Below are 24,138 nucleotides of genomic sequence, written 5' to 3'. Positions count from 1 at the left end.
CAGCGCCTTGAGCGGCATCCGCGACAAGCTGGGGGTCAACCAGACCATCGGGGCCTCCAACGTATCCTTCGGCCTGCCGGACCGCAAGGCCATCAACGGAACCTTCTTGGCCATGGCGGTGATGGCCGGGCTCACCTGTCCCATCACCGACCCCACGGTCTGGGAGATAAAAAGGACCCTGGTGTTGACCGACCTGTTCACCGGCAAGGACGAGTTCGCCATGAACTACATCACCGCTTACCGCGAACAATTTCCCGTAGAAGACTAAGCCCCGGGCGAGGCAATAGAGGAGATGAGCGTGGCTGACCTGGAAGCAATCAAAGAGGCAGTGAGCAAGGGCAAGCGCAAGGAGATCGCCGGGCTGGTGCAGGCCGCTCTAGACCACGGCGCCAATCCCCAGGAGATCATCAACGACTACATGATCGCGGCCATGAAAGAGGTGGGCGCCCGCTTCGAGGCCAAAAAGATCTTCGTGCCCGAGATGATGATGTCGGCCCGCACCATGCAGACCGGCCTGGACGTGATCAAGCCCATCCTCGCCGATTCCGGCTCCCAGCAGGAAAAGGCCGGCACCGTGGTCATCGGCACGGTCTTCGGCGATCTGCACGACATCGGCAAGAACCTGGTGGTGCTGATGCTGGAGAGCTCTGGCTTCGAGGTGATCAACGTCGGCGAGAACGTGGCCCCCGAGACCTTCGTGGAAAAAGCCCGCGAGCTGGGCGCCGACGTGGTGGGGCTCTCCAGCCTGCTCACCACCGGCGATCCGCACGTCAAAGCCACGGTGGAGGCCTTCAAGAACAGCGACCTGGCCGGCAAGGTCAAGGTGGTCTGCGGCGGCGCGGCGGTCACTCCCAAGTTTGCCCTGGAGACCTGCGGGGCCGACGGCCACGCCACCGACGCGGTGGACGCAGTGAAGGTGATCACCAGCCTGATGGGCTAGAGCCTGGCGAACACAATTCCCCGGCCCTCAATAAGCAGGGCGGCTCCCGCGATGGGGCCGCCCTGTAGTTTTTTTGGCGTGTGGCGGGGGAGCGGTCCGCCTATAGGTTGCGGCCCCAGTCGCGGCCGGTGACGCGCACCTCCAGGGGCGAGGCGGGGTGCGGCTGGAACAAGCGCACCGTGCCCGGCCAAAAGGCGTTGATCACCCCGGCGGCCGCGGCCATGGGCTTGGGCGGGCCGGAGGCGGTGAACAAGCTCAGGCCGCTGGCGCAGGCCAGGGGCAGGAGCATACGCGCGGCCAGGCCGGTGGGCAGGGCGGCTTCGCTGTGCAAAAAGTGCATCATCGCCTCCACCGCCTCCAGGGCCAGGGCCTCGGGGCGTCCGCCCCGCTTGCCCAGGGTGGAGAAGCCCACCCGCAGGATGCCGTCGCTGGCCCAGACCAAAAGGGACTGGCCCTTGCCGCCCCGGGCGCGGCGCAGGTTGCCCGTGGCCTCGAAGCCGTGGATGGCCAAGCGGTCGATGGCCCCTTGCAGGGCCTGCTCGGCCATGTGCACCGGCAGGTCGGAGGTCATCATCTCCACCCCCACCCTGAGGGCCCGGAAGGGCTCCTCGGCCTTGATGGTCTGCAACACCACCGCCGGGCGCACGGTCAACTCGGCTTCGCCGCCCCCGGCTGGAAAGAATCCCGGCGAAATCTCGCTATAGCCCAAGTTCAGGCCCAAGGCGCGCAAATTGGGCAACAGCACCGAGGCGATCTCGTCGCTGGTGGGCGCGCCCACCGCGTGGCTGGCCCCCCGCAGGATCACGTTGCTGCGACCCGGAGCCACGGCCAGGGGCAGGGCCAGCAGCTCCAGGATGGGGGTGTAGGGCGCGAAACTGGGCTCCAGTTGGGCCACGTCGAAATGGTACTCGCCCGCCTGGGGCGGCCCGCCGGGAATGAACTCCAGCTCGCCGGAGCCGATCTCGGCCTTGAGGCGCCCCCGGCTCACCGCCGAGGCGGCGTTGGCCACGGTGAGGCCGCCGGCTCCCAGGCCGGGGCGGGGCTTGAGGGAGTCGTCCACCAGGCCCATGAGCTTGACCCCGAGCCCGGTGATCAGGCTCAGGCTCAGGCCCAGCCGCAAGCCCACGTTGCGGGCCGCGCCGCCTTCTTTCAGCAAAACCATCGGTGGCAAGGGAGCTCCTTCAAGACCTGGGTGACAATTCCGAGGCAACAGTATACCTCAGGTGGGCCCTCGCTCCCACCAGGAGGCAACTTGCCGCTGCCCAAACCAAGGGTTATTCTTTAGGGGCGTGCAGCCGCGTCAAAGCAACGTGGCGCGGATTTTTGTGTTTTTTGGCAGGCAAAGCGGTTGAAAGCATGACTCAGCCATCCACCGGCGACAACCCCGTGGTCTGGCCTCCGGGCCGGAACCTGGAGCAGGCGCGCACGGCCCTGGAGACCCAGGGCGCAGCGCTGCTGGGCGGGGTGGAGGGCGCGGGGCGGGCCTTTGCCCTGGCCCGGCTGTGGCTGGATGCGCCCCGGGCCTGGCTGGTGGTTTGCCCCACCTTGGCCGTGGCCGAGACCCTGGTCAGGGACCTGGAGTTCTTCCTGTCCGGCGCCGCGCCCGGCGGCAGCCCGGTGCGCCTGTTCCCGGCCTATGAGGTGAGCCCCTATCAGGAGTTGGACCCGCCCCCAGAGGTAACGGCTCGCCGTTTGGCCGTGCTCTGGGAGCTGATGGCCGCCGAGCGCCCCTTGCTGGTGGTCACCTCGGCCGCGGCGGCGGCCTCTCGCCTGTGCCCGCCCGAGCACCTTTTGGACAACTACCTGTCCTTGGCCAAGGGCCAGCGCCTGGAGCGCGATGACCTGGTCAAGGCCTTGGCCGCGGGGGGCTACACCCCGGTGCCCCTGGTGGAGCAGGTGGGCGACTTCGCGGTGCGCGGCTCGGTGGTGGACTTCTTCGGACCGCTCTTGGACGACCCGGTGCGGGTGGAGTTCTTCGGCGACGAGATCGAGAGCCTTCGGCGCTTCGACCCCGGCGACCAGCGCTCCCAGCTCCCCCTGCCCGAGGCCGCCTTGATCCCCTGCCTGCCCGTGGACCTCTCGGCTGATGCCGCCGACCGGGCGGTTAAGAGCCTGCGCAAGCTGGCCCGCGAGGAGGGGCTCTCCACCCGCCGCCTGGCCGAGCTGGTGGAGAAGATCGAGCTGCGCGCCCCCTTCACCGCCCTGGAATCGCTGTTGCCGGTGTACTTCAGCAATGCGGGCGACATCTTCTCCTATCTGCCCTCGGACGCCTGGCACGTGGTGCTGGAGCCCGCCGAGGTGGGGCACCGCCTGGAGAGCCAGAGCGCCGAGCTGAACGAGCAGTTCGAGGCGGCCCGGGAGGAGGGCCGGGTGGTGCTGGGCCCGCCCATGCTGCGGCGCACCCCGGAGCAGATGGCCCTGCGCCTGGATTCGCGCCCGCACTTGCATTGCCGCGCCCTGGCCATGGGCCTGGAAAAGAGCGGCGGCGCCGAGTTGATCAAGCTCAAGGCCTCCACCTTCCCTGGCCTGCACGCGGAGCTCAAGCGGGCGGGCGAGGGCTCCATCATCAGCCGCTTCTTGGAGTGGGTGGACCAGCAGAGCGAGGAGGGCCGGGCCACGGTGCTGGTGTGCCGCTCCCGCTCCCAGGTGCAGCGCCTGGCCGAGCTTCTGGCCGAGCGTGAGGTGGGGGTGATGGTGCGGGGCAGCGCGGCCGAGACTTGGCCCCTGGAGCCGGGCGGTCCGGCGCTCAGCCTTTTGGAAGGCGGCCTCACCGCCGGCTTCGCGCCCGCCGAGCTGCCGGTGGTGTTCATCACCGAGGACGAGGTGTTCGGCGCGCCCCGGGTGGTGCGCCACAAGGCCCCGCCGCGCCTGAGCGAGATGCTGGCTGCCCTGGACGACATGGAGGCCGGCGACCTGGTGGTGCACATGGACCACGGCGTGGCCCGCTACGAGGGCCTGACCACCGTGGCCGTGGGCGCGGCGGAGAGCGATTTTTTGCACCTGGTCTTCGCGGGAGGAGACAAGCTCTATCTCCCGGCCGACCGCATGGGCCTGATCAGCAAGTACCGCGGCCCCGAGGACGCCAAGCCCAAGCTGGACCGCCTGGGCGGCCACTCTTGGGCCCGCACCAAGAGCCGGGCCAAGAAGGCGGTGGAGCTCATCGCCCACGACCTGGTGGAGCTCTACGCCGCGCGCAGCATCGCCAAGGGCAAGTCCTTCACCCCGCCGGACAGCTCCTTCCGCGAGTTCGAAGCGGGCTTCCCCTGGGAGGAGACCCCGGACCAGGCCCGGGCCATCCAGGACGTGCTGGCCGACTTGGGCGCGGCCAAGCCCATGGACCGTCTCATCTGCGGCGACGTGGGTTTCGGCAAGACCGAGGTGGCCCTGCGCGCGGCCTATCTGGTGGCCATGCAGGGCAAGCAGGTGGCCTTCCTGGTGCCCACCACCGTGCTGGCAGAGCAGCATTATCAGACCTTCGTGGAGCGCCTGATGGACCAGCCGGTGGAGGTGGAGTCGCTCAGCCGCTTCAAGACCCCGGCCGAGCAGCGCCAGATCTTGGCCGGGATCAAACAGGGCAAGCTGGACATCGTCATCGGCACCCACCGTCTCATTCAGAAGGATGTGGAGTTCAAGGACCTGGGCCTGGTGGTGGTGGACGAGGAGCAGCGCTTCGGGGTCAAGGACAAAGAGCGACTCAAGAAGCTGCGCCGCTTGGTGGACGTGCTCACCCTCACCGCCACGCCCATCCCGCGCACCCTGCAGATGAGCCTCTCGGGCCTGCGCGACCTCAGCGTGATCAACACGCCCCCGGCCGACCGCCAGGCCATCAAGACCTACGTGGCCCCCTTCACTCCTCAGGCGGTGCGCGAGGCCCTGGAGCGTGAGCTTAAGCGCCAGGGCCAGGTGTTCCTGGTGCACAACCGGGTGCAGGACATCCACAAGATGGCCCGCCAGGTGCAGAGGCTCGCCCCGGCTGCCCGGGTGGGCGTGGCCCACGGCCAGCTCCCCGAGAAAGAGCTGGAGCGGGTGATGATGGCTTTCGTGAAAAGAGAGCTGGACGTGCTGGTGTGCACCACCATCATCGAGTCCGGCCTGGACATCCCGGCGGCCAACACCATCATCATCAACAACGCGGACAAGCTGGGCCTGAGCCAGATCTACCAGTTGCGCGGCCGGGTGGGGCGCTCGGGTCAGCGGGCCTATGCCTATCTCTTGGTAAAGAGCGAGCAGTCCCTGACCCGCCAGGCGGCCAAGCGGCTCAAGGCGCTCATGGACTTCACCCAGCTGGGGGCGGGCTTTGCCATCGCCATGCACGATTTGCAGATTCGCGGGGCGGGCAACATGCTGGGCGAGGCGCAGAGCGGGGTGGCCGCCGAGGTGGGCTATGAGCTCTACCTCCGCCTGCTGGAAGAGGCCATCGCCCGGCTCAAGGGCGAGGCCCCGGCCGAGGGGCCCGAGCCCGAGCTAAAGTTGGGCCTGCCCGCCCATCTGCCCGAGTCCTACGTGCCCGACCCAGAGGTGCGCCTGAGCCTGTACCGCCGCCTGAGCGCGGTGCGCCGCGAGGACGACCTGGAGGGCGTGGCCGCCGAGATGGGCGACCGCTTCGGCCCGCCCCCGGCCGCGGCGGGCAACCTCCTGGCCGGGGTGGGGCTCAAGGTGCTGGCCCGCCGCCTGGGGGCCGAGCGCCTGGACGTTTCGGGCGACGGCTTCATGGCCCATTTCACCCGCACCGACGCCCTGGACCTGGATCGCCTCTTGACCATGGCCCAGGAACAGCCCCAAAAGGTGCGCGTGTTCCCGGACGGCCGGGTCAAGCTTTCCCTGGAGGCGGGGCGCCCGCCCCTGGAGCAGGCCAGGCAGTTCTTGCAATACATCGGCGGCGATGGTAACTAGGTCCGATAACATGGCGGGATTAGTGTCATCCCGGCCGGGGACCGCGCGGCGCCGCCCATGGGCGGCATATCTCGCTGCGGCGGCCTTGCTGGCCCTTCTGATGGCGGGGTGCTCCCCCGCCCCGGAGCAGGCCGCGCCCACCGTGGCCTGGGTGGACGGCGAGGCCATCACCCTGCATGAGTTCAAGGCCCGGGCCGCTTTTCTGGGCCTGGGGGGCGATCCGGCCATGCTGGAAAAATCGCTGCGCCGCGAGATGATCGAGGATCTGATAAGCCGCCGCCTGGTGCTAAAGGACGCAGCCCGCCAGGGCATCAACCTGGACCCCAAGGAAGCGGCCCGCCAGGAAAAGGCCATGCTCAGCGAGCTGGACGAAAAGGCCTTTGAGCACAACCTGGCCATCCACGGCATCTCGCGCAAGGATTGGCGGGACGAACTGGAGCGCCAGCTCTTGATGGAAAAGGCCCTGCGCATGATACTCATGCCCCGGGCCCGGGTGGGAGCGGCTCAGGTTCGTGATTATTACCAGGGCCATGTTCGGGAGTTTCAGCGCCCCGAGCAGATTCTGGCCCTGCACGCCCTGTTGCCCAGCCGGGATCTGGCCCAAAAGCTGGTGGACCGGGTGAAGACGGGCCAGGACATGAGCGCCGCGGCCGATGCCCTGGGCGCCCCCCTGGCCGAGGGCGGGCACCCCTCCTGGCTCAGCCGGGGGCACATGCCGCCCGCCTTGGAGAAGAAGGTTTTCGCCCTGCAAGCGGGGCAACTGGCCGGGCCCCTGCCCAGCACCTATGGCTTCCACGTGGTGCTGGTAAAACAAAAGAGGCCCGCCCAAACCCTGAGCCTGGCCCAGGCCGCGCCGGAGATTCAAAAGCGTCTGTCCGCTCAGCGCCGCGAATCTCTGGCCGTGCAATATCTGGAGCGCTTGCGAGCCCAGGCTCGGGTACAATACGACGAGAATTTTCTTGAACTGGGCCGCCCGGCCTCTCCTAGGAGTGGATGATGCTACGACGCCTTATCTTTAGCCTTGTTCTGGCGGTTCTGTTGATCGCGCCGGCCATGTTGGCCTCCGCGGCCGAGCAGGTGGTCAACCGGGTGGTGGCCATCGTGGACGACGACGTGATCACCTCCCTGGACCTGGACCGCTCCATCAAGCGGGTGAAGATGGACCTGGCCCGCATGGAGGCCACCCAGCCGGGCAGCGGGGGGATGCCTCCCACCCAGATCCGGCGCCTGGCCCTGGAACGGCTGATCGACGACAAGATCTTCGCCAAGGAGGTCAAACGCGCCGGGCTGGTGGTCCCCGACGCCGAGCTGGACCATTACATCAACCGGGTGAAGAAGTCCAACAACCTCACCGATGAGGACTTCGTGGCCAGCCTGAGCCGCCAGGGGCTCACCCTCCAGGAGTACCGCAACAACCTGCGCAATGACATCCTCAAGCAGCGGCTGATCAACCAGGAAGTCAAGAAGCTGGTGGTGGTCACCGACGCGGACGTGGAGAAGTACTACAAGGACCACAAGGAGCAGTACCAGAACCTGGACGAGGTTCAGATCCGGGCCATCTTCCTCAGGGTGGACGACAAGACCAGCCTGGCCGGCGAGAACGCGGTGCGCCAAAAGGCCGAGAACATCCTGACCAAGATCAAGAACGGCGAGGACTTCGGCAAGCTGGCCCAGCAGAACTCCCAGGGGCCGGGGGCCGAGCGGGGAGGGCAGCTGGGGCCGGTGAAGGCTTCTGACCTTCTGCCTTCCATGCGCCAGGCCCTGGGCGAGCTCAAGCCCGGCCAGGTCAGCGAGGTTTTGCAGATTCCCCAGGGCTTCGTGATCATGCAGCTCACCGAGCGCAGCGGTGACAAAGGTTTGCCGCTCCAAGCGGTCAAGGATCAGATTCGCCAGAAGCTGGAACGAGAGACCACCGAGAAACGCTTCCGGGAGTGGATCAAGGACCTGCGGGCAAAAAACTACGTGAAGATAATCGATTAGCCCCATCAAGCCAACCAGGGGCCCCGGACGCTGGACGTCCGGCGGCCCCTTTGTCATGCAAAAAAGATAAGCTCGGCCAATTCTGGCCCGCGTATTGCACCTTTAATTGCCGTGCGCGTCGTTCTGGATCGTTTTCCCTAGAGGGGCAGGCAGGGAGATCGTGAAAGGCGGCGCGCATATTTTTGTGCTCTCGCCGGGGATCTCTTTTTCAACCACCTAAGAACACAGCAAAAAAATTAATCTAAATTGAGGCGTCCGGATTAGGCCGGTTGGGCGAATCAAATCGGGCTGCCTGGCATAAGAGTTTGCTTCTAAATGCCAATTAAATTAACAGGTGAAATAGCCCGAAAAAAAACGGTAATAAATTGCCGATGCTATAATTTGGGGGAGTTTGTCGGGTAGAATTGCCCTAAAAAGGCGGACTAAAAAAGTCTTAAGCTTGATTGTCCAATAATTCCTTAGCCTTATAGACAAGGTTGTCCAAATTCTCCAGCTTGTCCAAAAAGGCCGCCGCCCCGGCCTGGCGGCATAGGGAAGGCATGCGGGGGTCGCCGTGGGCGCTGAGCACGATTATGGGCGGGAGAGAGGATTTTTCGCAAAGGCCCCCCAGGTCGCTGCACAGCTCCAGGCCCGAGCCGTCGGGCAGGCGTACGTCCAGCACCACCAGGTCCGGCCGGCGCTCGGCGTTGTGCCACCAGCGGTCCGCCTGCTGGCGGTCCAGGCAATGCACCACGGTCATGCCCTCGGCCTCCAGCAGCGCGCTGTACAGGGCCGCGATGTCCTGGTCGTCTTCCACCAACAGCACCAGGGGCCGGCTCATGCGCCCGCCTCCAGGGTCACGGTGAAGGTGGTGCCCACCCCGGGCTCGCTCTCCACCCGGATGTCGCCGTTGTGCAGCTTTACGATCTCCTGCACCAGGCTGAGCCCGATACCCAGGCCCTCCAGGCGGCCGGTGCCGCTCATGTCGGCCCGGTAGAAGCGGTTGAAGATGGCCGCGGTGTGCTCGCGGTCGATGCCCACCCCGGAGTCGGCCACGGTGAGCACCACCTGGGAGCCTTCCCGCTCCAGGCCCAGACGCACCTGGCCGTCCTCCTTGTTGTACTTGATGGCGTTGACCAGGAGGTTGTCCACCAGCTGTACCAGCTTGTTCAGGTTGCCCTCGACCACCAGGGGGCCCGCGTTCAGGCCGCTCAGGTCCAGGGTCACCCGGCGTTCGGCCGCGGCCGGGGCCAGGTTCTCGGCCGCGGTGCGCACCAGGGCGCTCAGGTCCACTGGGGCCATCTCGTACTGCTCCTTGGAGTGGCTCAGGCGGGCCAGGTCCAAGAGGTTGTTGATCTGGGTCTCCAGCTTGCTCAGGTTGCGCCAGCAGATGTCCAGATACTTCTCGCCCTGCTCCTGCCCGGTGCCGCCCTTTTTCAAAAGCTGCAAAAAGCCCTTGAGGGACACCAGGGGCGTCTTGAGCTCGTGGCTCAGGGTGGTGAGGAATTCGTCCTTGAGCTCTTCCACGCTTCTGATCTCCTCCAGGGCCTTTTCCAGTGCTGTGGATTTCTGCAAAAGCTCTCCGTGCAGGGCGTCGCGCAGGGTAACGTCGCGCAGGATGGCGCCCAGCACCCAGGGCTGGCCCTCGGGGTTTCCCTCCAAGGAGATGCTGGCTTCGACTTTTATGATACCGCTGTCGGTTTTGATTTGTCCCGAGATAAACTCGCTGCCCGATCCCAGGGCCTCCTCCCATCCCTTGTCCAAATCCACGAAGCGCTCCACCGGCTGGCCAAGGACCTCGTCCTTGAGCATCCCCACGGCCCGGCAAAAGGCGGTGTTGGCGTCCAGAATGCGCTGCCCCGCCGGGGCCAGGGAGAGGAACATGTCCGGCGCGGCGTCGAAAAAGCGCCGGTACAGGCTCAGGTAGTCCATCAGCGCCTCGTGCATCACCTGGATGGCCAGGGCCAGGCGGCCCAGCTGCTCCAGGCGCTGGGGCGCGTCGGGCAGGGGAGAGGGCTCGCCCAGGGACATGCGGTGGCAGGCCTCCACCAGGGTGTCGATCTGGCGGGCGTAGCGGCGGTGCCACCAAAAGGCCCCGATGAGCACGCCGGCCAGGGTGACCGCCAGGCCCAGGCCGGTGAACAGCACCCGCCGCTGCATCTCGGCCGACACCCGCTCGCCGTCGGCCAGGCGCTCCATGATGCTCCAGTCCATGCCCAGGGAGAACACGCCCCAGGCCAGGCAGGGCAGGAGCACCACCGCCGCCAGCACCACCGGGGGCCGGGAGAATATGTGCCGTAGCCATCGCATGGTTAACCTTAGCGCCGCTTTTACAAAGGTGTCAACGCATGGCGGGCCCCATGGCTGCTTTGGTTTTGTTGCGCCCGATGGCGTGTTATAGTTTGGCTATCAAGGGAGATCGGGCAGATGCACATACTATTTTTGGCGCCTGAAGTCTGGCCCTACAAAAGGGTGGGCGGCCTGGCCGAAGTGGCCTACGACCTGCCGCGCGCCCTGGCCCAGTTGGGCCACACCGTGGGCGTGGTCACTCCCAAGCCCCGCATGTCCCCGGAGCTGGAGGCGACTCTGGAGCGCCTGGAGGTGACCTTGGAGGTGCCGGTTTCCTGGAAACGGCATCAGGCCGAGGTGTATTGCCGCCGCAACCCTTCCGGGGTCACCGACTACCTCATCAGCCACGAGCACCTGTTCGACCGCGAGGGGCTCTACGGCAACGCCTACGGCGACTACGAGGACAACGCCGAGCGCTTCATCTTCTACAGCCGGGCCTGCCTGGAGCTGGCCAAGGCCATGGGCTGGAAGGTGGACGTGTTCCACGCCAACGACTGGACCACCGGCCTGGTGCCGGTGTATCTGCGCACCCTCTACGCGGGCGACCCCCAGCTGGAGGGCAGCGCCTCGCTGATGACCGTGCACAACCTGGGCAACCAGGGCCAGTTCTGGCATTACGACATGCCGCTCACCGGCCTGGGTTGGGAGTATTTCACCCCCGAGGCCCTGGAGTTCTACGGACAGATCAACTTCCTCAAGGGCGGCCTGCTCTTCGCGGACATGATCTCCACCGTGTCCCACGCCTATGCCCGCGAGATACTCACCCCGGACCTGGGCCAAGGCCTGGAAGGGGTGCTCCTGGCCCGGCGCGAGCGCCTCACCGCGGTGGTCAACGGCATCGACTACTCGGTGTGGAATCCGGCCGAGGACGAGCATCTGCCGGCCACCTACAGCCAGGACGACGTGGAGCCCAAGAAGCGCTGCCGCCGCGACCTGATGGAGCTCTACTCCCTGGACGAGGCGGACGGCCGGCCCCTGGTGGCTCTGGTGGGCCGCCTGGAGGACCGCAAGGGCCTGGACCTGGTGACCGCGGGCATGGAGAGCATGTTCGAGTTGGGGCTCAACGTGGTGGTCATGGGCTATGGCGAGGACCACTACCATGTGGCCCTCATGGAGCTGGCCCAGCGCAACCCCGGCCGCCTGGGGGTCACCATCGGCTTCGACATGCCCCTGGCCCACCGCATCATGGCCGGGGTGGACATGCTCCTGGTGCCCAGCCGCTACGAGCCCTGCGGCATCCATCAGATGCAGGCTCTGCGCTATGGCGCGGTGCCGGTGGTGCGCGACACCGGCGGCCTGGCCGACACCGTGGCCGACCACACCGCCCAGACTCCGGGCACGGGCTTCAAGTTCGAGCCATTCGCTTTGGATGCCATGCTGGGGGCCCTGGCCCGGGCCCGGGAGGCCTACCAAAAGCCCGAGGAATGGCGCGGCATCATGCAGCGGGGCATGGCCCAGGACTTCTCCTGGCAGGCCGCCGCGCCGCGCTACGTGGAAATTTACCAAAAGGCCCTGGGCCAAGCGGGCCGCAGGACGGAGGCGTAAGGCCATGGATCATGCCCAACGCTTCGATGTCCTGGCCCACGTGGTGGAGATCACCAACGCCTCGGTGGACGTGAATGAGCGCCTGGACAGCATCCTGGGTACCATCAACAGTCACCTGGGCTCCCGCCTGGCCATGCTCTTTTTACAGGAGACCGCCAAGAGCAGCCTGACCCAGGCCAACGCCTGGCCCCGCCAGCCCAAGACGGAGACGCCCCTGGAGGTGGCCTTTGGCCAGGGCGCGCTGGGCCGCGTGGCCCGCGACCGCGACCACCAACTGATCGTCATGGAGCCGCCCAACGGCGATCCGGCCCTGGACGCGCTGTGTGCGGCGGGCGAGCTGGCCGCCCTGTTCCCGGTCATGGACGACAACCGCCTCTACGGGGTGCTGCTGTTGATCTTCGCGCCGGGCCAGACTATTGACAGCGACGAGGTGCGCCTGGTGCAGATGGTGGCCCGGGAGATGGCCGGCACCATCCGCAACCATCGTCTTTACTTCGAGGCCAAGCGCCGCATCACCGAGCTCAACGTGATCAGCGACCTGGGCCGGGCGGCGGTGAGCACCATCGAGCTGGACGAGCTCTTAAACACCGCCGCCTCCATGGTCTCCAAGCTCCTGGGCGCCAAGGGCGGGCTGGTGTGCATCAATGCCCCCACCAACGAGCCGCCCCGCTTGCAGGCCGCCTTCGGGGTGGTGCCCCCCGCGTGTCTGGATCAGGAGCGCGAGTGCCTCAACGCCTGCAAGCTCTACGGCGGGGAGCCCGAGGAAGGCGCGCCGCCGGATTCGGCCAAGGGCATGTGCGTGCCGCTGAGCTTCAAGGGCAACTACTCGGGCCACCTCTGCGTGTTCGAGAAGATGGTGCTGGACAAGGACGCGGTGCCCCGCTTCAACGCCGAGGACCGCAACCTGCTGGTCACCATGGCCTCCATGATCTCCTCGGCCCTGGAGAACGCCCTCATCTTCCAGCGCATGGAGGTGCTGGTCCAGCGCAACGAGGAGATGGTGGGCGCCCTGGCCACCCTCTACGAGATCTCCACCGTGCTCATGACCACCATGGATTTCGAGGCCACGGTGCTCATCATCATGGACGCGGTGATCCACCCCGCGGGCATGGACCACGACCGGGTGGTGCTTTTCCTGGTGGACGAAGACGCCAAGGTGCTCCGGCCCATCGCCAGCCTGACCAAGGACGTGGAGAACGGCCTGCACAAGGAGCTGACCCAGAGCCTGCAAGACATCCGCGACAGCCGCCCCCGCCGCGAGCTGTTGGCAGACGAGAGCCTGGCCGCGCTGGAAGTTCCCCTGGACCCGCCGGACAGCGTGGTGGCCATGTGCGTGGCCCTGGGCACCACCATGGTGGTGGAAGACCCCCGCAACGAGCCGCGCATGAACCAGGAGATGGCCGAGGCCCTGGGCCTGGAGCGCGCCTTCGTGGCCGTGCCCATGTTCGCCAAGGGCAAGGTGGTGGGCGAGCTGTTGGTCAACAACGTGATCAGCGGGCGGCCCTTCAACGAGCGTGACCTGAAGCTGTTGGGCATGTTGGCCAACCAGGGCGGCCTGGCCCTGGAGACCGCGCGGCTCTACCATCACCTGGAGCAGGTGAACAAAGAGCTGGCTCAGATGCGCAACCGCCTCCTGGAGTCGGACAAGCTGGCCGCCCTGGGCGAGATCGCGGCGGGCGTGGCCCACGAGATAAGAAACCCCCTGGTTTCCATCGGCGGCTTCGCGCGGCGCCTGCGCAAAAAGGTGGGCGACGACTCGCCGTTCATCCAGTATTTGGACGTGATCATCGACGAGGTGACCCGCCTGGAGAAGACACTCAACGAGATGCTGGATTTCTCCTCCGACGCGCGGGGCCACTTCGAGGAGCACGACCTCAACGAGATCATCGACCAGTCCCTGGAGCTGATCAGCCGGGAGCTGGCCGAGAAGAACATCGCGGTGAACCAGGAGCTGGGCACCGGCCTGCCCCCGGTGTTTTGCGACGACCGTCAGATCAAGCACGTTTTCCTGAACCTGTTCCTCAACGCCATTCAGGCAATGGGCCAGGACAACGGCAACCTCACGGTGCGCACCTTCAGCGTGGTGCGCGAGGGCAAGCAGTTCGTGGCCGGCGAGGTCACCGACACCGGCGGCGGCATCCCCATGGATATCGTGCACAACATCTTCAACCCCTTCTTCACCACCAAGGACGAGGGCTCGGGACTGGGCCTGTCCATCGTGCACAAGATCGTGACCCGCCACTTCGGGCAGGTGGAGGTGCACAACCGGGGTGAGAGCGGGGCGTCGTTCTTGGTAACCCTGCCCGCGGCCGAGGAGGGCCGAGCCTACCTCAAGTAGGCCGGAAGGAGCGGGGTGAGCGGCCAAGTAATCAGCCTGGATGAGGCGCGGCAAAACCGCGAGGCCAAGGCGGCCTTCGGGCGCTGGCCCCAGCGGGTGGACCACGCCCCGGCCCACGGCGAGCGCCTGGCCGACCTGCCGCCCGCGGTGCTGGCCGTGTTGGCCGAGCTGGGCCACCAGGCCACCCTGGCCCTGTACGACGTGGTCCTGGGGGTGCGGGGCCTGGGGCCGGGCGAGCGCTACGCCGACCTGGAGGCCCGGGCCAAGCTGGAGGCCCTGGACGCCTTCCTATACTTGGTGGATCAGGTGCGCTTCGAACTGATGGCCCGCCTGGGCTGGCTGGAGCCGCCCGGCGCGCGGGGCCACAGCATCATCGACATGGCCCGCGACTACCGCCAGATCGCCGCCGGGGCCGGCCAAAAGCCTCTGAAGCTCTTGGAAACCTACCCGGATTTCGAGCAGGTGCGCCGCCGCCTGGAGATGGAGCCCGAGGCGGTGGTGCGCTCGGTCATCCCCCAGGCGCTCAGCGCCTTTCGGAACACCCTGGCCTGAGCTATCCCGCTCCAACCCCTAGGCATTCCCCATGGTCGCCTTTTCTTGACACCTTTTTAGGATGGTGCTATTGATTCGGGGCACCCGCATGATCGGCGCGCCGCCCAGGGGAGGTGGGCGCGCTTCGGCTGATTATAGACAAGGAGATACTACATATGCCCGCCACGCCCTTTTTGGAGGTTAGCGAGGCCATCGCCCTGATGGGCGGCGAGACCCTCTACCAGTGCATGCAATGCGGCTTGTGTTCGGGCCTGTGTCCCTGGCCCGCGGTGGAAAGCCCCTTCCGCACCCGCCAGCTCATCAAAATGGGCCAGCTGGGCCTGGAGGGCTTCGAGTCCGACGACATCCTCTACGCCTGTACCACCTGCAAGCTGTGCGTGGAGAACTGTCCCCGCGAGGTGGCCATCATCGACGTGGTGCGGGCCATGCGGGCCATGATCGCCGAGACCGGCGCGGCCCCGGCCATGCTGCGCACCATCATGGGCTCCATCCACTCCCAGGGCAACCCCTGGTCCGAGCCGCGCGACAAGCGCGAGAAGTGGACCGAGGGCCTGGACGTGCCCAAGTTCGACGGCAGCCAGGAGTACTTCCTTTCGGTGTGCTGCACCTCGGCCTACGACCCCCGCTCCCAGGCCATCGCCAAGGCGTTGGTCAAGATTCTCAACGCGGCGGGCGTGAGCTACGGCATCATCGGCAACGAGGAGTCCTGCTGCGGCGAGGCTCTGCGCAAGATGGGCGACGAAGAGCAGTTCATGGGCCTGGCCGAGAAGAACATCAACCTGTTCAACGACAAGGGCGTGAAGAAGATCATCACCACCAGCCCGCACTGCTTCACCACCTTCACCCAGGAATACCCCGAGTTCGGCGGCGAGTTCGAGGTGGTGCACTACACCCAACTGCTCAAAGAGCTCCTGGACGAGGGCAAGCTGAGCCTGGGCGGCTACGAGAAGAAGGTCATCTACCACGACCCCTGCTACCTGGGACGTCACAGCAAGGTCTTCGACGCGCCCCGCGAGCTCATCGATGCCTGCGGCGCCGAGCGCATGGAGTTCGGCAAGAACAAGGGCATGGCCATGTGCTGCGGCGGCGGCGGCGGCCGCCTGTGGATGGAGACCGAGCCCGAGCAGCGCTTCAGCACCCACAAGATCCGCGAGGCGGTGGACAAGGGCGCCGAGGTGCTGGCCACCTGCTGCCCCTACTGCATCAACATGTTCGTGGACAGCGCCAAGGGCGAGAACGTTGACGAGACCTTGGAGGTCAAAGACCTGGCCGAGATCATCGCCGAGCAGCTCTAGCCCCTAAAACAAGCCCGACGAGCCCCCTGGACTTTTTTTGTCCAGGGGGCTTTCTTTTTGTTATCGCAATGAAGTAATATGGCTCCGGCATACCTCAGGGACAGGGAGGGCATTGGCCGGTCCGTGCCGTCCACTAGTTGTCCCTTGCAAGGGGAGGGGAGGGCCGGCCTCGCCCCCGGGTTCACGCGGACCCGGGGGCTTGGTTTTTTGTGGGGGCTATTTCTCGGAGGCCTTGAGGTCGCGCAGCAGGCGGTCGAAGGCCTTTTTGTATGAGTCGTGGTCTTTCCAGTCCGTGAAGTCGCCGATGTGGCGGGTGCGGCGGATGTCGGCGGCCCAGGCTTTGTTGGTTTCCATCACCGCATCGTCGAGGCGGATGGGGAACAGAACGGTCTTTCCTGGGTTGCGCCGTTCCTGCTCAAAGGCAGTCTCCACCTCTTTCTCCACCCACTGACTTTCAATGGATTGTTCTGAAAGGACGAGCAAGAGCTTGTCGTGGATGCGTATGGTCTGGTCTATCCGCTCTCTGATTTTGTCGCCAATTTTCATGTCCTCGGGCGCGAACCAGACGCGGACTTTTGATTCGCGTAAGTCGGCGTATAAGCGGCGCGAGAAACTGTCATCTTTGGACGAGTAACTGATGAAGCAAGAGTAGAAGTCAAAAGGTTGTGAAAGTAGAGAAGGGATGAGCTTGATGAGGTCTTCCGGAACGCCGCAGCCGCGAAGGAATGATTCGGGAATATCGCCTTTGGATTGATAGATGGTGTCGATGCCGATTGTTGACGGGCCTTCGTGTTTAACATATTCCAAGCCAATTGCCTTACTTAAATCTAAATTTGCAAATACTGTCCATCCAACTTCGGCATCACTCAGGTTCGCCCCCTTGACGTTAGCTCTAGAAAAATTTGCATCATAAAGCACTGCCTTGTTGAGATTCGTTTTGACAAGTTCCGCTTCAATAAGTTTTGCATCCATGAGGTTTGCATCGCTGAGGTCTGCTTTGTGGAAATTCCCACCAGAAAAATTAGCATCAATGAGATGCGCCATCCTGAGATTCGCTTCGGTGAGGTTTCCATTTGTGAGGCTTACATCGACAAGATTCGCTTCGGTGAGGCTTGCACGGACGAGACTTGTTCTGTTGAGGTTAGCATTTGCGAGGTTCGCCCGGATGAGGGCTGCTCCATCGAGATTAGCGTCGGTAAGATCGGCGTTGGCAAAATCTGCCTCGAAGAGATCAGGCTTTATGTCCGGATTATTTTTCCTCCACCTATTCCAAACCTTTACTCCCTGCTTCAAAATCTTCACGTGCTCCGGATTAGCCACAACGCCCCCCTTCTTTCCCACCCAACCTGCTTTTCTTCTTCTCTCTTTTTTGCCTTAATTACAGCCCGCCCATCATAACCCACCGCCCCTCCCGCCCGCCATCCTTGACACATCCCACCACTCCCGCATACTTATTATCCAGCCATTAACCCGAGCCCAGGAGACTCCTAGTGACCGCGCTACCCGCCCTGGACACGTCCTTGGATTTTGAGCAAGGCCCCATCCGCCCGCCGTCGGAGGCGCAGAGCCTGCTGCTACGCTTCACGCGCAACTGCCCCTGGAACAAGTGCAAGTTCTGCCCGGTGTACAAGCGCCGCACCTTCTCCCGCCGCTCCCTGGAGGAGATCAAGGCCGACATCGACGCGGCGGCCGAGATGCGCCGCGAGATCATCGAGCTGTCCTCGGCCATGGGCGAGCACGGCCGGATCAGCACGCCGGTGGTCAACGCGGTGTTTTCCAACCCGCGCCTGAGCCACGCCTTCCACAACGTGGCCGCCTGGCTCTACTACAACACGGGCAACGTGTTCTTGCAGGACGCCAACAACCTGGTGATGAAGCCGGCGGTGCTGGCCGAGGCGCTCAACTATCTGCGTGCCAAGCTGCCCGAGGCCAAGCGCATAACCACCTACGCCCGCTCCTCCACCGCCGCCCAGCGCAGCGTGGAAGAGCTGACCATGCTGCGCGAGGCTGGCCTGGACCGCATCCACATCGGCCTGGAGACCGGTTACGACCCGCTGCTCAAGTTCATGAACAAGGGCGTGACCGCGGCCAAGCAGATCCAGGGCGGCCAGAACGTCAAGGCCGCGGGCATGGAACTTAGCGAGTACGTGATGCCCGGCCTGGGCGGCAAGGAGTGGAGCCGCGAGCACGCCATCGCCACGGCCGAGGTGCTCAACCAGATCAACCCGGACTTCATTCGTTTGCGCACCCTGCGCGTGCCGCCGCGCATCGAGCTGTACCAGGACCTGCAATCCGGCGCATTCCAGAAGATCAGCGACGACGAGGTGGCCGCCGAGATACGCCTGTTCATCGAGACCCTGGACGGCATCACCAGCTATGTGGCCTCCGACCACATCATGAACCTCATCGAGACGGTGAACGGCCAGCTCCCCCAGGACAAGCCCGCCCTGCTGGCCAAGCTGGACGAGTACCTGAACCTGCCCGACCGCGAGCGCCTTCTTTACCGTTTGTGCCGCCGCATGGGCCGCTGCCGCGAGCCCCGCGACGTGGACCGCATGGGCCTGCGCGTGGACCTGGAAAAGAACATCGCGCGCATGGAGAGGGCGGGGCAAAACCCGGACGACGTGATCAACGAGCTGGCCGACTCCATGATCTAGACGCGGCTTCGCCTGACGGCCGTGGGCAATGTTGGGCGGCCTCGTGTGCTCCTCGGCGTAGGTGACACTACGCCTGCGTCGCCCCCTCGCCAGCGTGCCGCTGGAGGCGAATCGGGTCGAGTGGCGATTAGCTCTCACCGGCCCTGGATGCTCCCGGTGGGAAACCTCTGGCTGCCCAAGCCTTGGGCCGCCTTGCCCCCAACCGCCAGGCTGTGCCGCCAAGATCGGCTGGCTGCTTTTTCAAAACGGCTTTCTTTTTTGGGACTGCTTGGCTTGCCCACTGGCGCGTGGTAAACCTCGGCATGTCTGAATTCAATCTTGAGCGGCGCATCAAGCGCCAGGTGTGGGTCCCGGAGCACCGCTACTTCGCGGTGTGCGCTCCCGGGCTGGAAGAGCTTTGCGCCCGCGAGCTGGTTGCTTTGGGCGCGGGCGAAGTAGCGCCCGAGCCGGGCGGGGTGAACTTCAGCGGCAAGCTGGAGATGGCCTACGCGGCCAACTTGTGGCTGCGCACCGCCGGGCGGGTGTGGCTACGGCTCAAGGACTTCCGGGTGCGGCGCTGGGAAGACCTGCTGCGCCAGGCCGATTCCGTGCCTTGGGAGCTTTTCGTCACGCCCGGCGCGCCGCTCAACATCAGCGTGTCCCTCAGCGCCAGCAACCTCAAGCACGAGGGCCGCATCGCCGAGGTGGTGGGCAAGGCCGCCTCGGACCGGCTCAAGTCCCTGGGCCTGGAGCCGCCAATACCCGCAAAGCCCGGCGACGAGGAGGCCCAGCGCCTGCAAGTGCGCGGGGTGGACCGGCGGGCCAGCATCAGCCTGGATACCACCGGGGCGCACCTGCACAAGCGGGGCTATCGTCCCCAGGGCGGCGCGGCTCCCTTGCGCGAGGATCTGGCCGCCGCGCTGCTCATGCTCTGCGCCTATGACGGCGCCGCGCCCCTGCTGGACCCCCTGTGCGGCGGCGGCACCCTGGCCATCGAGGCGGCGCTCATCGCGCGGCACCTGCCGCCCGGCGGGCAGCGCGGTTTCGCCTTTGAGCGCTGGCCGTCATTCCGCGAAGGGGCCCTGAAGCACCTGAAACGCGAGGCCTCGGCCAATGCCCTGGGCGCGCCTGCCGCGCCCATCATCGGCCGCGACCGCAATCCCAAGGTGGTGGCCCTGGCCAAGGACAACGTGGCCCGCGCCGGAGTGGTCGAGGGCGTGGAGCTCACGTCCGTCGACTTTTTGCAAGAGGCCCCGCCTTCCGGGCCGGGCCTGGTGGTGATGAATCCGCCCTATGGCAAGCGCATGGGCAGCGTGCGCCAGGCCGAGGCCTTTGTGGCCAAAGTGGGCGCGCGCCTGCGCGAAGCCTATGCGGGCTGGCAGGTGGGCGTGGTGCTCTATCGCCCCGAGTGGGCCGGGCCCCTGGGCCTAGTGGACACCACCCAGATCGCCGCGCCCTTCGGCGGCCTCAAGGTCACCCTGCTTTCGGGAAAAGTCCCCCGCGCCTGATTACATATTCCAACCGCCACTGACTTCCCAAGCCGCGCCGGTCACGTAGCTGGCCTCATTGGAGCACAGGAAGGCGATCACGTTGGCGATCTCGCCGGGCTGGGCCATGCGCCGTAGCGGGGTCTCGGCCAGGAGCTTTTCGCGCACCTTGTCCGACATCATGCCCCGGATGGCCGGGGTGTCGGTGAGCCCGGGCAACACGCAGTTGACCCGTACCCCCAACTTGGCGAACTCACGGGCCGCCGACTTGGTGAGCCCCACCATGCCCGCCTTGGCCGCGGTGTAGGCCGCCTCGCCGTGGCCGCCGATCTTGGCGTACACGCTGGACACATTGACCACCGCGCCCCGCCCGGCCTGCTCAAAGGCGGGCAAGGCCGCGCGCATACCCAGCAAACAGGAGATCAGGTGGACCTCCAAGACGTCCTGAAAGTCCTCCTGGCTCACCTTGGCCACCCCGCCGGGGCGGTCGAAGCCAGCGTTGTTTACCAGGGCGGTGAGCGGGCCGTAGCGCTTCACGGCCTTGTTCACGGTGTCCGCCCAGCCCTCGGCCGAGCGCACGTCCATTTGCAGGGCCAGAGCCCGGCCCCCCGCGCCTTCGATGGCCAGGGCGCCCGCTTCGGCCGTGGCCAGGTCCATGTCGGCCAGCACCACCGCCGCGCCCGAAGTGCCCAGCTTTTCCGCCGTGGCCAGGCCAATGCCCCGGCCCGCGCCAGTGACCAGAGCCACCTCGCTCTGCAAGTCCATGCTTCCCTCCCTGATGCCGCCGTCTACGCAAGGCAGCCGTTTTTCTGATATTGTAATCGTTAGCTTAATAATGAGTGGCGGTCAAGCAGGCGCGCTTGGCCGTCCGGGAGGAGGGTGATGCCTAACCAGCGGGCCGAGGCTCTCTTCAGCCTGGTGCTGGGCGAGTTCTCTCAACGCGGGTTGCTGGGGCGGGCCATTGAGGTGCGCCTTTTGGGCCGCGCTTACAGCGTGCGCTGCGACCTGGAGTGCTTTAGCCTTTACCGGGTGAACGAGCGCCCCCATGTGCCGCCGGGAATGCCGGGCTGGACCGTTTGCCGCCTAAGCGCGGCCGAGTGTTTCAGCCTGGACGCCAGCGAGAATGCCTGCCCCGATCCCGCCTCGCCCGAGTCGCTGAGCGAGGCGCGGGCCTGGGTGGAGCGCATCATCAGCGCCTTGGACAAAACCAACCGCTAGAAACATAGCGAGGATCGCAGTGAAGCTTTACATCTCAGGGTCTCTGGCCTACGACCGCATCATGAACTTCGATGGCCGTTTCTCCGACCACATCCTGCCCGACAAGATTCATGTGCTCAACGTGTGCTTCAACGTGAACGGCCTGCAGGAAAAGCTGGGTGGCACGGCGGGCAACATCGCCTACGGCCTGGCCCAGCTCGGCGAGCGCCCGGTGCTCTTGGCCTGCCTGGGCCGCGACGGCGAGCGTTACCTGCGCTGGGTGGAGAGCCAGGGCATCGACGGCAGCCGCGTCCGGGTCTTGGAAGAGGAGTTCACCGCCGGGGCCTTCATCACCACCGACAAGGCGGACAACCAGATCACCGGCTTCAACCCCGGAGCCATGAACCACCCCTGCCTGTGCGACGTGGGCGAGATGAACCCCAAGAGCTCCCTGGCCATCGTGGCCCCGGGCAACCTGGAGGACATGCAGCGCCTGCCCAAGGAGTTCCGGGCCAAGGGCGTGCCCTACATCTTCGACCCCGGCCAGTCGCTCAACATCTGGCAGGGGCCGGACCTGGACAAGGCCCTCACCGGGGCCGAGGTGCTCATCTCCAACGACTATGAGCTGGAGCTGATCCGCCGCATGACCGGCCTCAAGCTCAGCCAGATTTTGGAGCGGGTTGGGGCGGTGATCACCACCAAGGGCGAGGAGGGCTCGGTGCTCTGGCGGGGCCAGGAGCGCACCGACATTCCCATCGCCAAGGCCGAAAAGGTCTTGGACCCCACCGGCGCGGGCGACGCCTACCGGGCCGGGCTGATGAAGGGTATCTCCCTGGGCCTGGACCTGGCCCAGGCCTGCCTGTGGGGCGCGGTGCTGTCCTCTTACGCCGTGGCCTGCTACGGCACCCAGGAGTACAGCGTGGACCAGGAGGGCTTCGCCAAGCGCTTGGAGACCCTTGGCGGCGGGGCTTATCCGGCTTGACAGGGCGTAACAAGGCCTTAGCATAGAAGGAAACCAGCAAGGGAGACCCAGGTGGACACCAGGCCCGGCGACATCGTACTCATCCACAAGGACAACCAGCCCGTGGTCTATGCCCGGGTGGAGGAGATTCTGGCCGACGTGAAGCCCCATTGGTGGCAATTGCGTTTGCTGATCCTGCACCCCCCGTCCCAGGAAGCCACCTGGATTCTACGCGAGGAATACATCGACGGGGCCAACTTCACCATGGGCGGCGACCCCCTGCGCCTGGAACGCCTGGCCCCGCCCCAGCCCGTGGAGGCCGTGCCCGAGGAGCCCGCTCCCGCGGCTGAAAGCGGCGATGGCGGCGAAAAGGTGGTGAGCCTGCTGGACCGGAGGCCCCGTAGCTAGAACCGAGCCGAGACTAGGATATGAGCCCGAGCCAGAAAAAGACCAGCGATCCCCTGAAGCGCTTCCGCTTCAACCTGGAGTTCCGTCCCCGCTTCTCCGACCTGGACCCCATGGGCCGGGTGGGCAACTCGCGCTTCTTCACCTACTTTGAAGAGGCGCGCATGGCCTATCTGGCCCGTTTGGGCCTGTTCGCGCCCGCCGTGTCCGGGCCGCACCTCATCGTGGTGGAGGACACCTGCCGCTACACCCGGCCGGTGCAGCATCACCACCTGGTGCAAGTGCACCTGCGCACCGCCGACTGGACCAGCCGCTCCTTCAAGTTCCACTATCTTCTGTGGCTGCCCGAGGAAGACCTGATCGCCGCCGAGGGCTTCACCCGCGTCACCTGCGTAAACCCGGCCACGCGCCGCGCCTGCGGCCTGCCCGAGGACTATCTCGCCGTGATGCGCGCCTATGAAGAGGGCCGCGAGGACTGAGCCGGTTCGGCGGCTGGGCTTATTGCAAAAGAAGGTATAGCGCCTTCCCGGCAGGGGCCTCCGCTCCGCCAGCCCCAGGCTGCAAGCATGGCGGACCGCGCACTTGGGGGCGTCAGGTGAACCTGGCGAAACGCCAGGGTGGCGCAACCCTTCTTGCCCCGGCTACAGGGCTTATTCCAAACTTTTTTTAGATTAAGGCGCGGCCCTAAACCCTGCCTCCCAGTTGGGACAGGAGGTTCCGGCGTGCCGCCTCGAAAGCGGCCGGGCCCTGGTGCATCCGCGTGGGCCCGCACCGAGGCAAATCGCGCCCCACCACCTCGATGACCGGCACGCCCCGGCGGGCCAGCTCGGCCTTCTGGTCTTCGTAGAACTGCAAGCGGGCCCCGTCCACGGCCCGGGACTGCAAGCGCAGCGGCGCGAAGCTCTTGGCCAGGGTGGCGGCCACGGGGCGCTCCAGGCTGCCCGAGGGTAACAGGTGCACCACCAGGCTGGCCGCGCCCAGGCGCTCCACCGCGGCCACCAGGGGGGCCTTGTCGATGATGCCGCCGTCCACCAGCAGGCCGCCCTCCCAAGGCACCGCCGCGAACAGAGCCGGCACCGCGCCGCTGGCCCGCACGGCGGTGGGCAGGTCGCCGGAGTCCAGCACCACCCGCCGCGAGCTGGCCAGGTCCAGGGCGGACATGAGGCAGGGCCGTGCGCAGTCCTCGAAGCGCTGGGCGGGCAGGTAGTCGCGCAGCAGGCGCTCGAAGGCCTCGCCGCGCACATAGCCCGAGCGGCCGCGCAGGCCGCGCAGCAGCCAGCGCAGGGTGTCGGCCTTGGATGGAGGGTCCCAGAAGTCGCTTTTCCTCAGCTGCCGGAACAGGGAGAGCATGGTGGCCGGGTCCATACCCCCGGCGGCAAAGGCGGACACCAAGGCCCCGGAGGATGAGCCCGCATAGCAATCCGGCTCCAGCCCGGCGTCGGCCAGGCCTTGTAAAAAACCGGCGTGGGCGAAGAACCCGAAAAAGCCTGACGACATCACCGCCGCCACGGGGCGGGGCAGGGCGCTGGGGTCCGGGGGTGGGGCTTGCTGGCTCATGTGCCCATCTCTAGACTAGAGGGC

General features: G+C 65.9%; 21 protein-coding genes. 15 read left to right on the top strand and 6 right to left on the bottom strand.

The annotated features are described in order from the left end of the window. Both KQH53_20115 and KQH53_20110 read left to right on the top strand, forming a co-directional pair. On the top strand, positions 1 to 268 hold a 268-nt coding region (locus tag KQH53_20115), incomplete at its 5' end, for a hypothetical protein (GenBank protein MCB2228991.1). 30 nt (positions 269 to 298) lie between these two features. Continuing rightward, positions 299 to 940: a corrinoid protein gene (locus KQH53_20110; GenBank protein ID MCB2228990.1), complete on the top strand. Its 642-nt coding sequence runs from the start codon at positions 299 to 301 to the stop codon at positions 938 to 940. A gap of 100 nt (positions 941 to 1,040) precedes the next feature. On the opposite strand, the gene KQH53_20105 is transcribed toward KQH53_20110, so the two are convergent. Continuing rightward, the gene (locus tag KQH53_20105) at positions 1,041 to 2,102 is read right to left on the bottom strand and encodes a hypothetical protein (GenBank protein MCB2228989.1); all 1,062 of its coding nucleotides are present in this window, start codon (positions 2,100 to 2,102) and stop codon (positions 1,041 to 1,043) included. A gap of 194 nt (positions 2,103 to 2,296) precedes the next feature. Between KQH53_20105 and mfd the strand changes: the two genes are divergently transcribed. The 3 genes from mfd to KQH53_20090 all read left to right on the top strand — a co-directional run bounded on the left by mfd (position 2,297) and on the right by KQH53_20090 (position 7,813). After that, entirely contained in the window at positions 2,297 to 5,833 is a 3,537-nt protein-coding gene (gene mfd / locus KQH53_20100) for a transcription-repair coupling factor (protein ID MCB2228988.1), read from the top strand. An 85-nt stretch (positions 5,834 to 5,918) separates the two neighbouring features. Further along, the gene (locus KQH53_20095; GenBank protein MCB2228987.1) at positions 5,919 to 6,830 is read left to right on the top strand and encodes a peptidyl-prolyl cis-trans isomerase; all 912 of its coding nucleotides are present in this window, start codon (positions 5,919 to 5,921) and stop codon (positions 6,828 to 6,830) included. Continuing rightward, complete coding sequence (locus KQH53_20090; protein ID MCB2228986.1) at positions 6,830 to 7,813, top strand: SurA N-terminal domain-containing protein; 984 nt, start codon at positions 6,830 to 6,832, stop codon at positions 7,811 to 7,813. The genes KQH53_20095 and KQH53_20090 overlap by 1 nt, the downstream gene beginning before the upstream one ends. A gap of 433 nt (positions 7,814 to 8,246) precedes the next feature. Here KQH53_20090 and KQH53_20085 read toward each other — a convergent pair whose 3' ends face one another. After that, positions 8,247 to 8,633: a response regulator gene (locus tag KQH53_20085; protein ID MCB2228985.1), complete on the bottom strand. Its 387-nt coding sequence runs from the start codon at positions 8,631 to 8,633 to the stop codon at positions 8,247 to 8,249. After that, positions 8,630 to 10,102, bottom strand: coding sequence for a PAS domain-containing protein (locus KQH53_20080; GenBank protein MCB2228984.1), 1,473 nt, complete (start codon positions 10,100 to 10,102; stop codon positions 8,630 to 8,632). The genes KQH53_20085 and KQH53_20080 overlap by 4 nt, the downstream gene beginning before the upstream one ends. A gap of 117 nt (positions 10,103 to 10,219) precedes the next feature. Between KQH53_20080 and glgA the strand changes: the two genes are divergently transcribed. The 4 genes from glgA (at position 10,220) to KQH53_20060 (ending at position 15,871) form a co-directional block, all read left to right on the top strand. Beyond that, complete coding sequence (glgA, locus tag KQH53_20075) at positions 10,220 to 11,686, top strand: glycogen synthase GlgA (protein ID MCB2228983.1); 1,467 nt, start codon at positions 10,220 to 10,222, stop codon at positions 11,684 to 11,686. Between the two features lie 4 nt (positions 11,687 to 11,690). Then, positions 11,691 to 14,024: a GAF domain-containing protein gene (locus KQH53_20070; protein MCB2228982.1), complete on the top strand. Its 2,334-nt coding sequence runs from the start codon at positions 11,691 to 11,693 to the stop codon at positions 14,022 to 14,024. Between the two features lie 15 nt (positions 14,025 to 14,039). Then, a complete protein-coding gene (locus KQH53_20065; GenBank protein MCB2228981.1) occupies positions 14,040 to 14,576 on the top strand; it encodes a hypothetical protein in 537 nt (178 codons plus the stop codon). Positions 14,577 to 14,731: 155 nt separating this feature from the next. Continuing rightward, positions 14,732 to 15,871, top strand: coding sequence for a (Fe-S)-binding protein (locus KQH53_20060; GenBank protein MCB2228980.1), 1,140 nt, complete (start codon positions 14,732 to 14,734; stop codon positions 15,869 to 15,871). Positions 15,872 to 16,087: 216 nt separating this feature from the next. On the opposite strand, the gene KQH53_20055 is transcribed toward KQH53_20060, so the two are convergent. Continuing rightward, positions 16,088 to 17,191, bottom strand: coding sequence for a toll/interleukin-1 receptor domain-containing protein (locus KQH53_20055; GenBank protein ID MCB2228979.1), 1,104 nt, complete (start codon positions 17,189 to 17,191; stop codon positions 16,088 to 16,090). A 170-nt stretch (positions 17,192 to 17,361) separates the two neighbouring features. On the opposite strand from KQH53_20055, the gene KQH53_20050 reads away from it, so the two are divergent. Further along, on the top strand, positions 17,362 to 18,528 hold the full coding sequence (locus KQH53_20050; protein MCB2228978.1) for a radical SAM protein: 1,167 nt from the start codon (positions 17,362 to 17,364) through the stop codon (positions 18,526 to 18,528). Between the two features lie 302 nt (positions 18,529 to 18,830). Further along, positions 18,831 to 20,015 (top strand): hypothetical protein, encoded by a 1,185-nt coding sequence (locus tag KQH53_20045; protein MCB2228977.1) that lies wholly within the window; start codon positions 18,831 to 18,833, stop codon positions 20,013 to 20,015. Here the strand turns inward: KQH53_20045 and KQH53_20040 are convergent, their stop codons facing one another. Then, positions 20,016 to 20,759, bottom strand: a complete 744-nt coding sequence (locus KQH53_20040) for an SDR family oxidoreductase (GenBank protein MCB2228976.1) — start codon at positions 20,757 to 20,759, stop codon at positions 20,016 to 20,018. Between the two features lie 117 nt (positions 20,760 to 20,876). Between KQH53_20040 and KQH53_20035 the strand changes: the two genes are divergently transcribed. Genes KQH53_20035 through KQH53_20020 form a run of 4 tightly spaced genes read left to right on the top strand, consistent with a single transcriptional unit; the run spans position 20,877 to position 23,036 of the window. Continuing rightward, entirely contained in the window at positions 20,877 to 21,212 is a 336-nt protein-coding gene (locus KQH53_20035) for a hypothetical protein (protein ID MCB2228975.1), read from the top strand. Positions 21,213 to 21,231: 19 nt separating this feature from the next. Further along, positions 21,232 to 22,173 (top strand): carbohydrate kinase family protein, encoded by a 942-nt coding sequence (locus tag KQH53_20030; protein MCB2228974.1) that lies wholly within the window; start codon positions 21,232 to 21,234, stop codon positions 22,171 to 22,173. 51 nt (positions 22,174 to 22,224) lie between these two features. Then, positions 22,225 to 22,560 (top strand): hypothetical protein, encoded by a 336-nt coding sequence (locus KQH53_20025; protein MCB2228973.1) that lies wholly within the window; start codon positions 22,225 to 22,227, stop codon positions 22,558 to 22,560. Between the two features lie 20 nt (positions 22,561 to 22,580). Then, a complete protein-coding gene (locus KQH53_20020; GenBank protein MCB2228972.1) occupies positions 22,581 to 23,036 on the top strand; it encodes an acyl-CoA thioesterase in 456 nt (151 codons plus the stop codon). Positions 23,037 to 23,241: 205 nt separating this feature from the next. On the opposite strand, the gene KQH53_20015 is transcribed toward KQH53_20020, so the two are convergent. Continuing rightward, positions 23,242 to 24,114 (bottom strand): patatin-like phospholipase family protein, encoded by an 873-nt coding sequence (locus KQH53_20015; GenBank protein MCB2228971.1) that lies wholly within the window; start codon positions 24,112 to 24,114, stop codon positions 23,242 to 23,244. Positions 24,115 to 24,138: the final 24 nt, after the last annotated feature.

The organism is Desulfarculaceae bacterium (assembly GCA_020444545.1).
Lineage (GTDB): Bacteria > Desulfobacterota > Desulfarculia > Desulfarculales > Desulfarculaceae > Desulfoferula.
The sequence above is the reverse complement of the archived record's forward strand: the minus strand, read 5'-3'. Positions and strand labels throughout refer to the sequence as shown.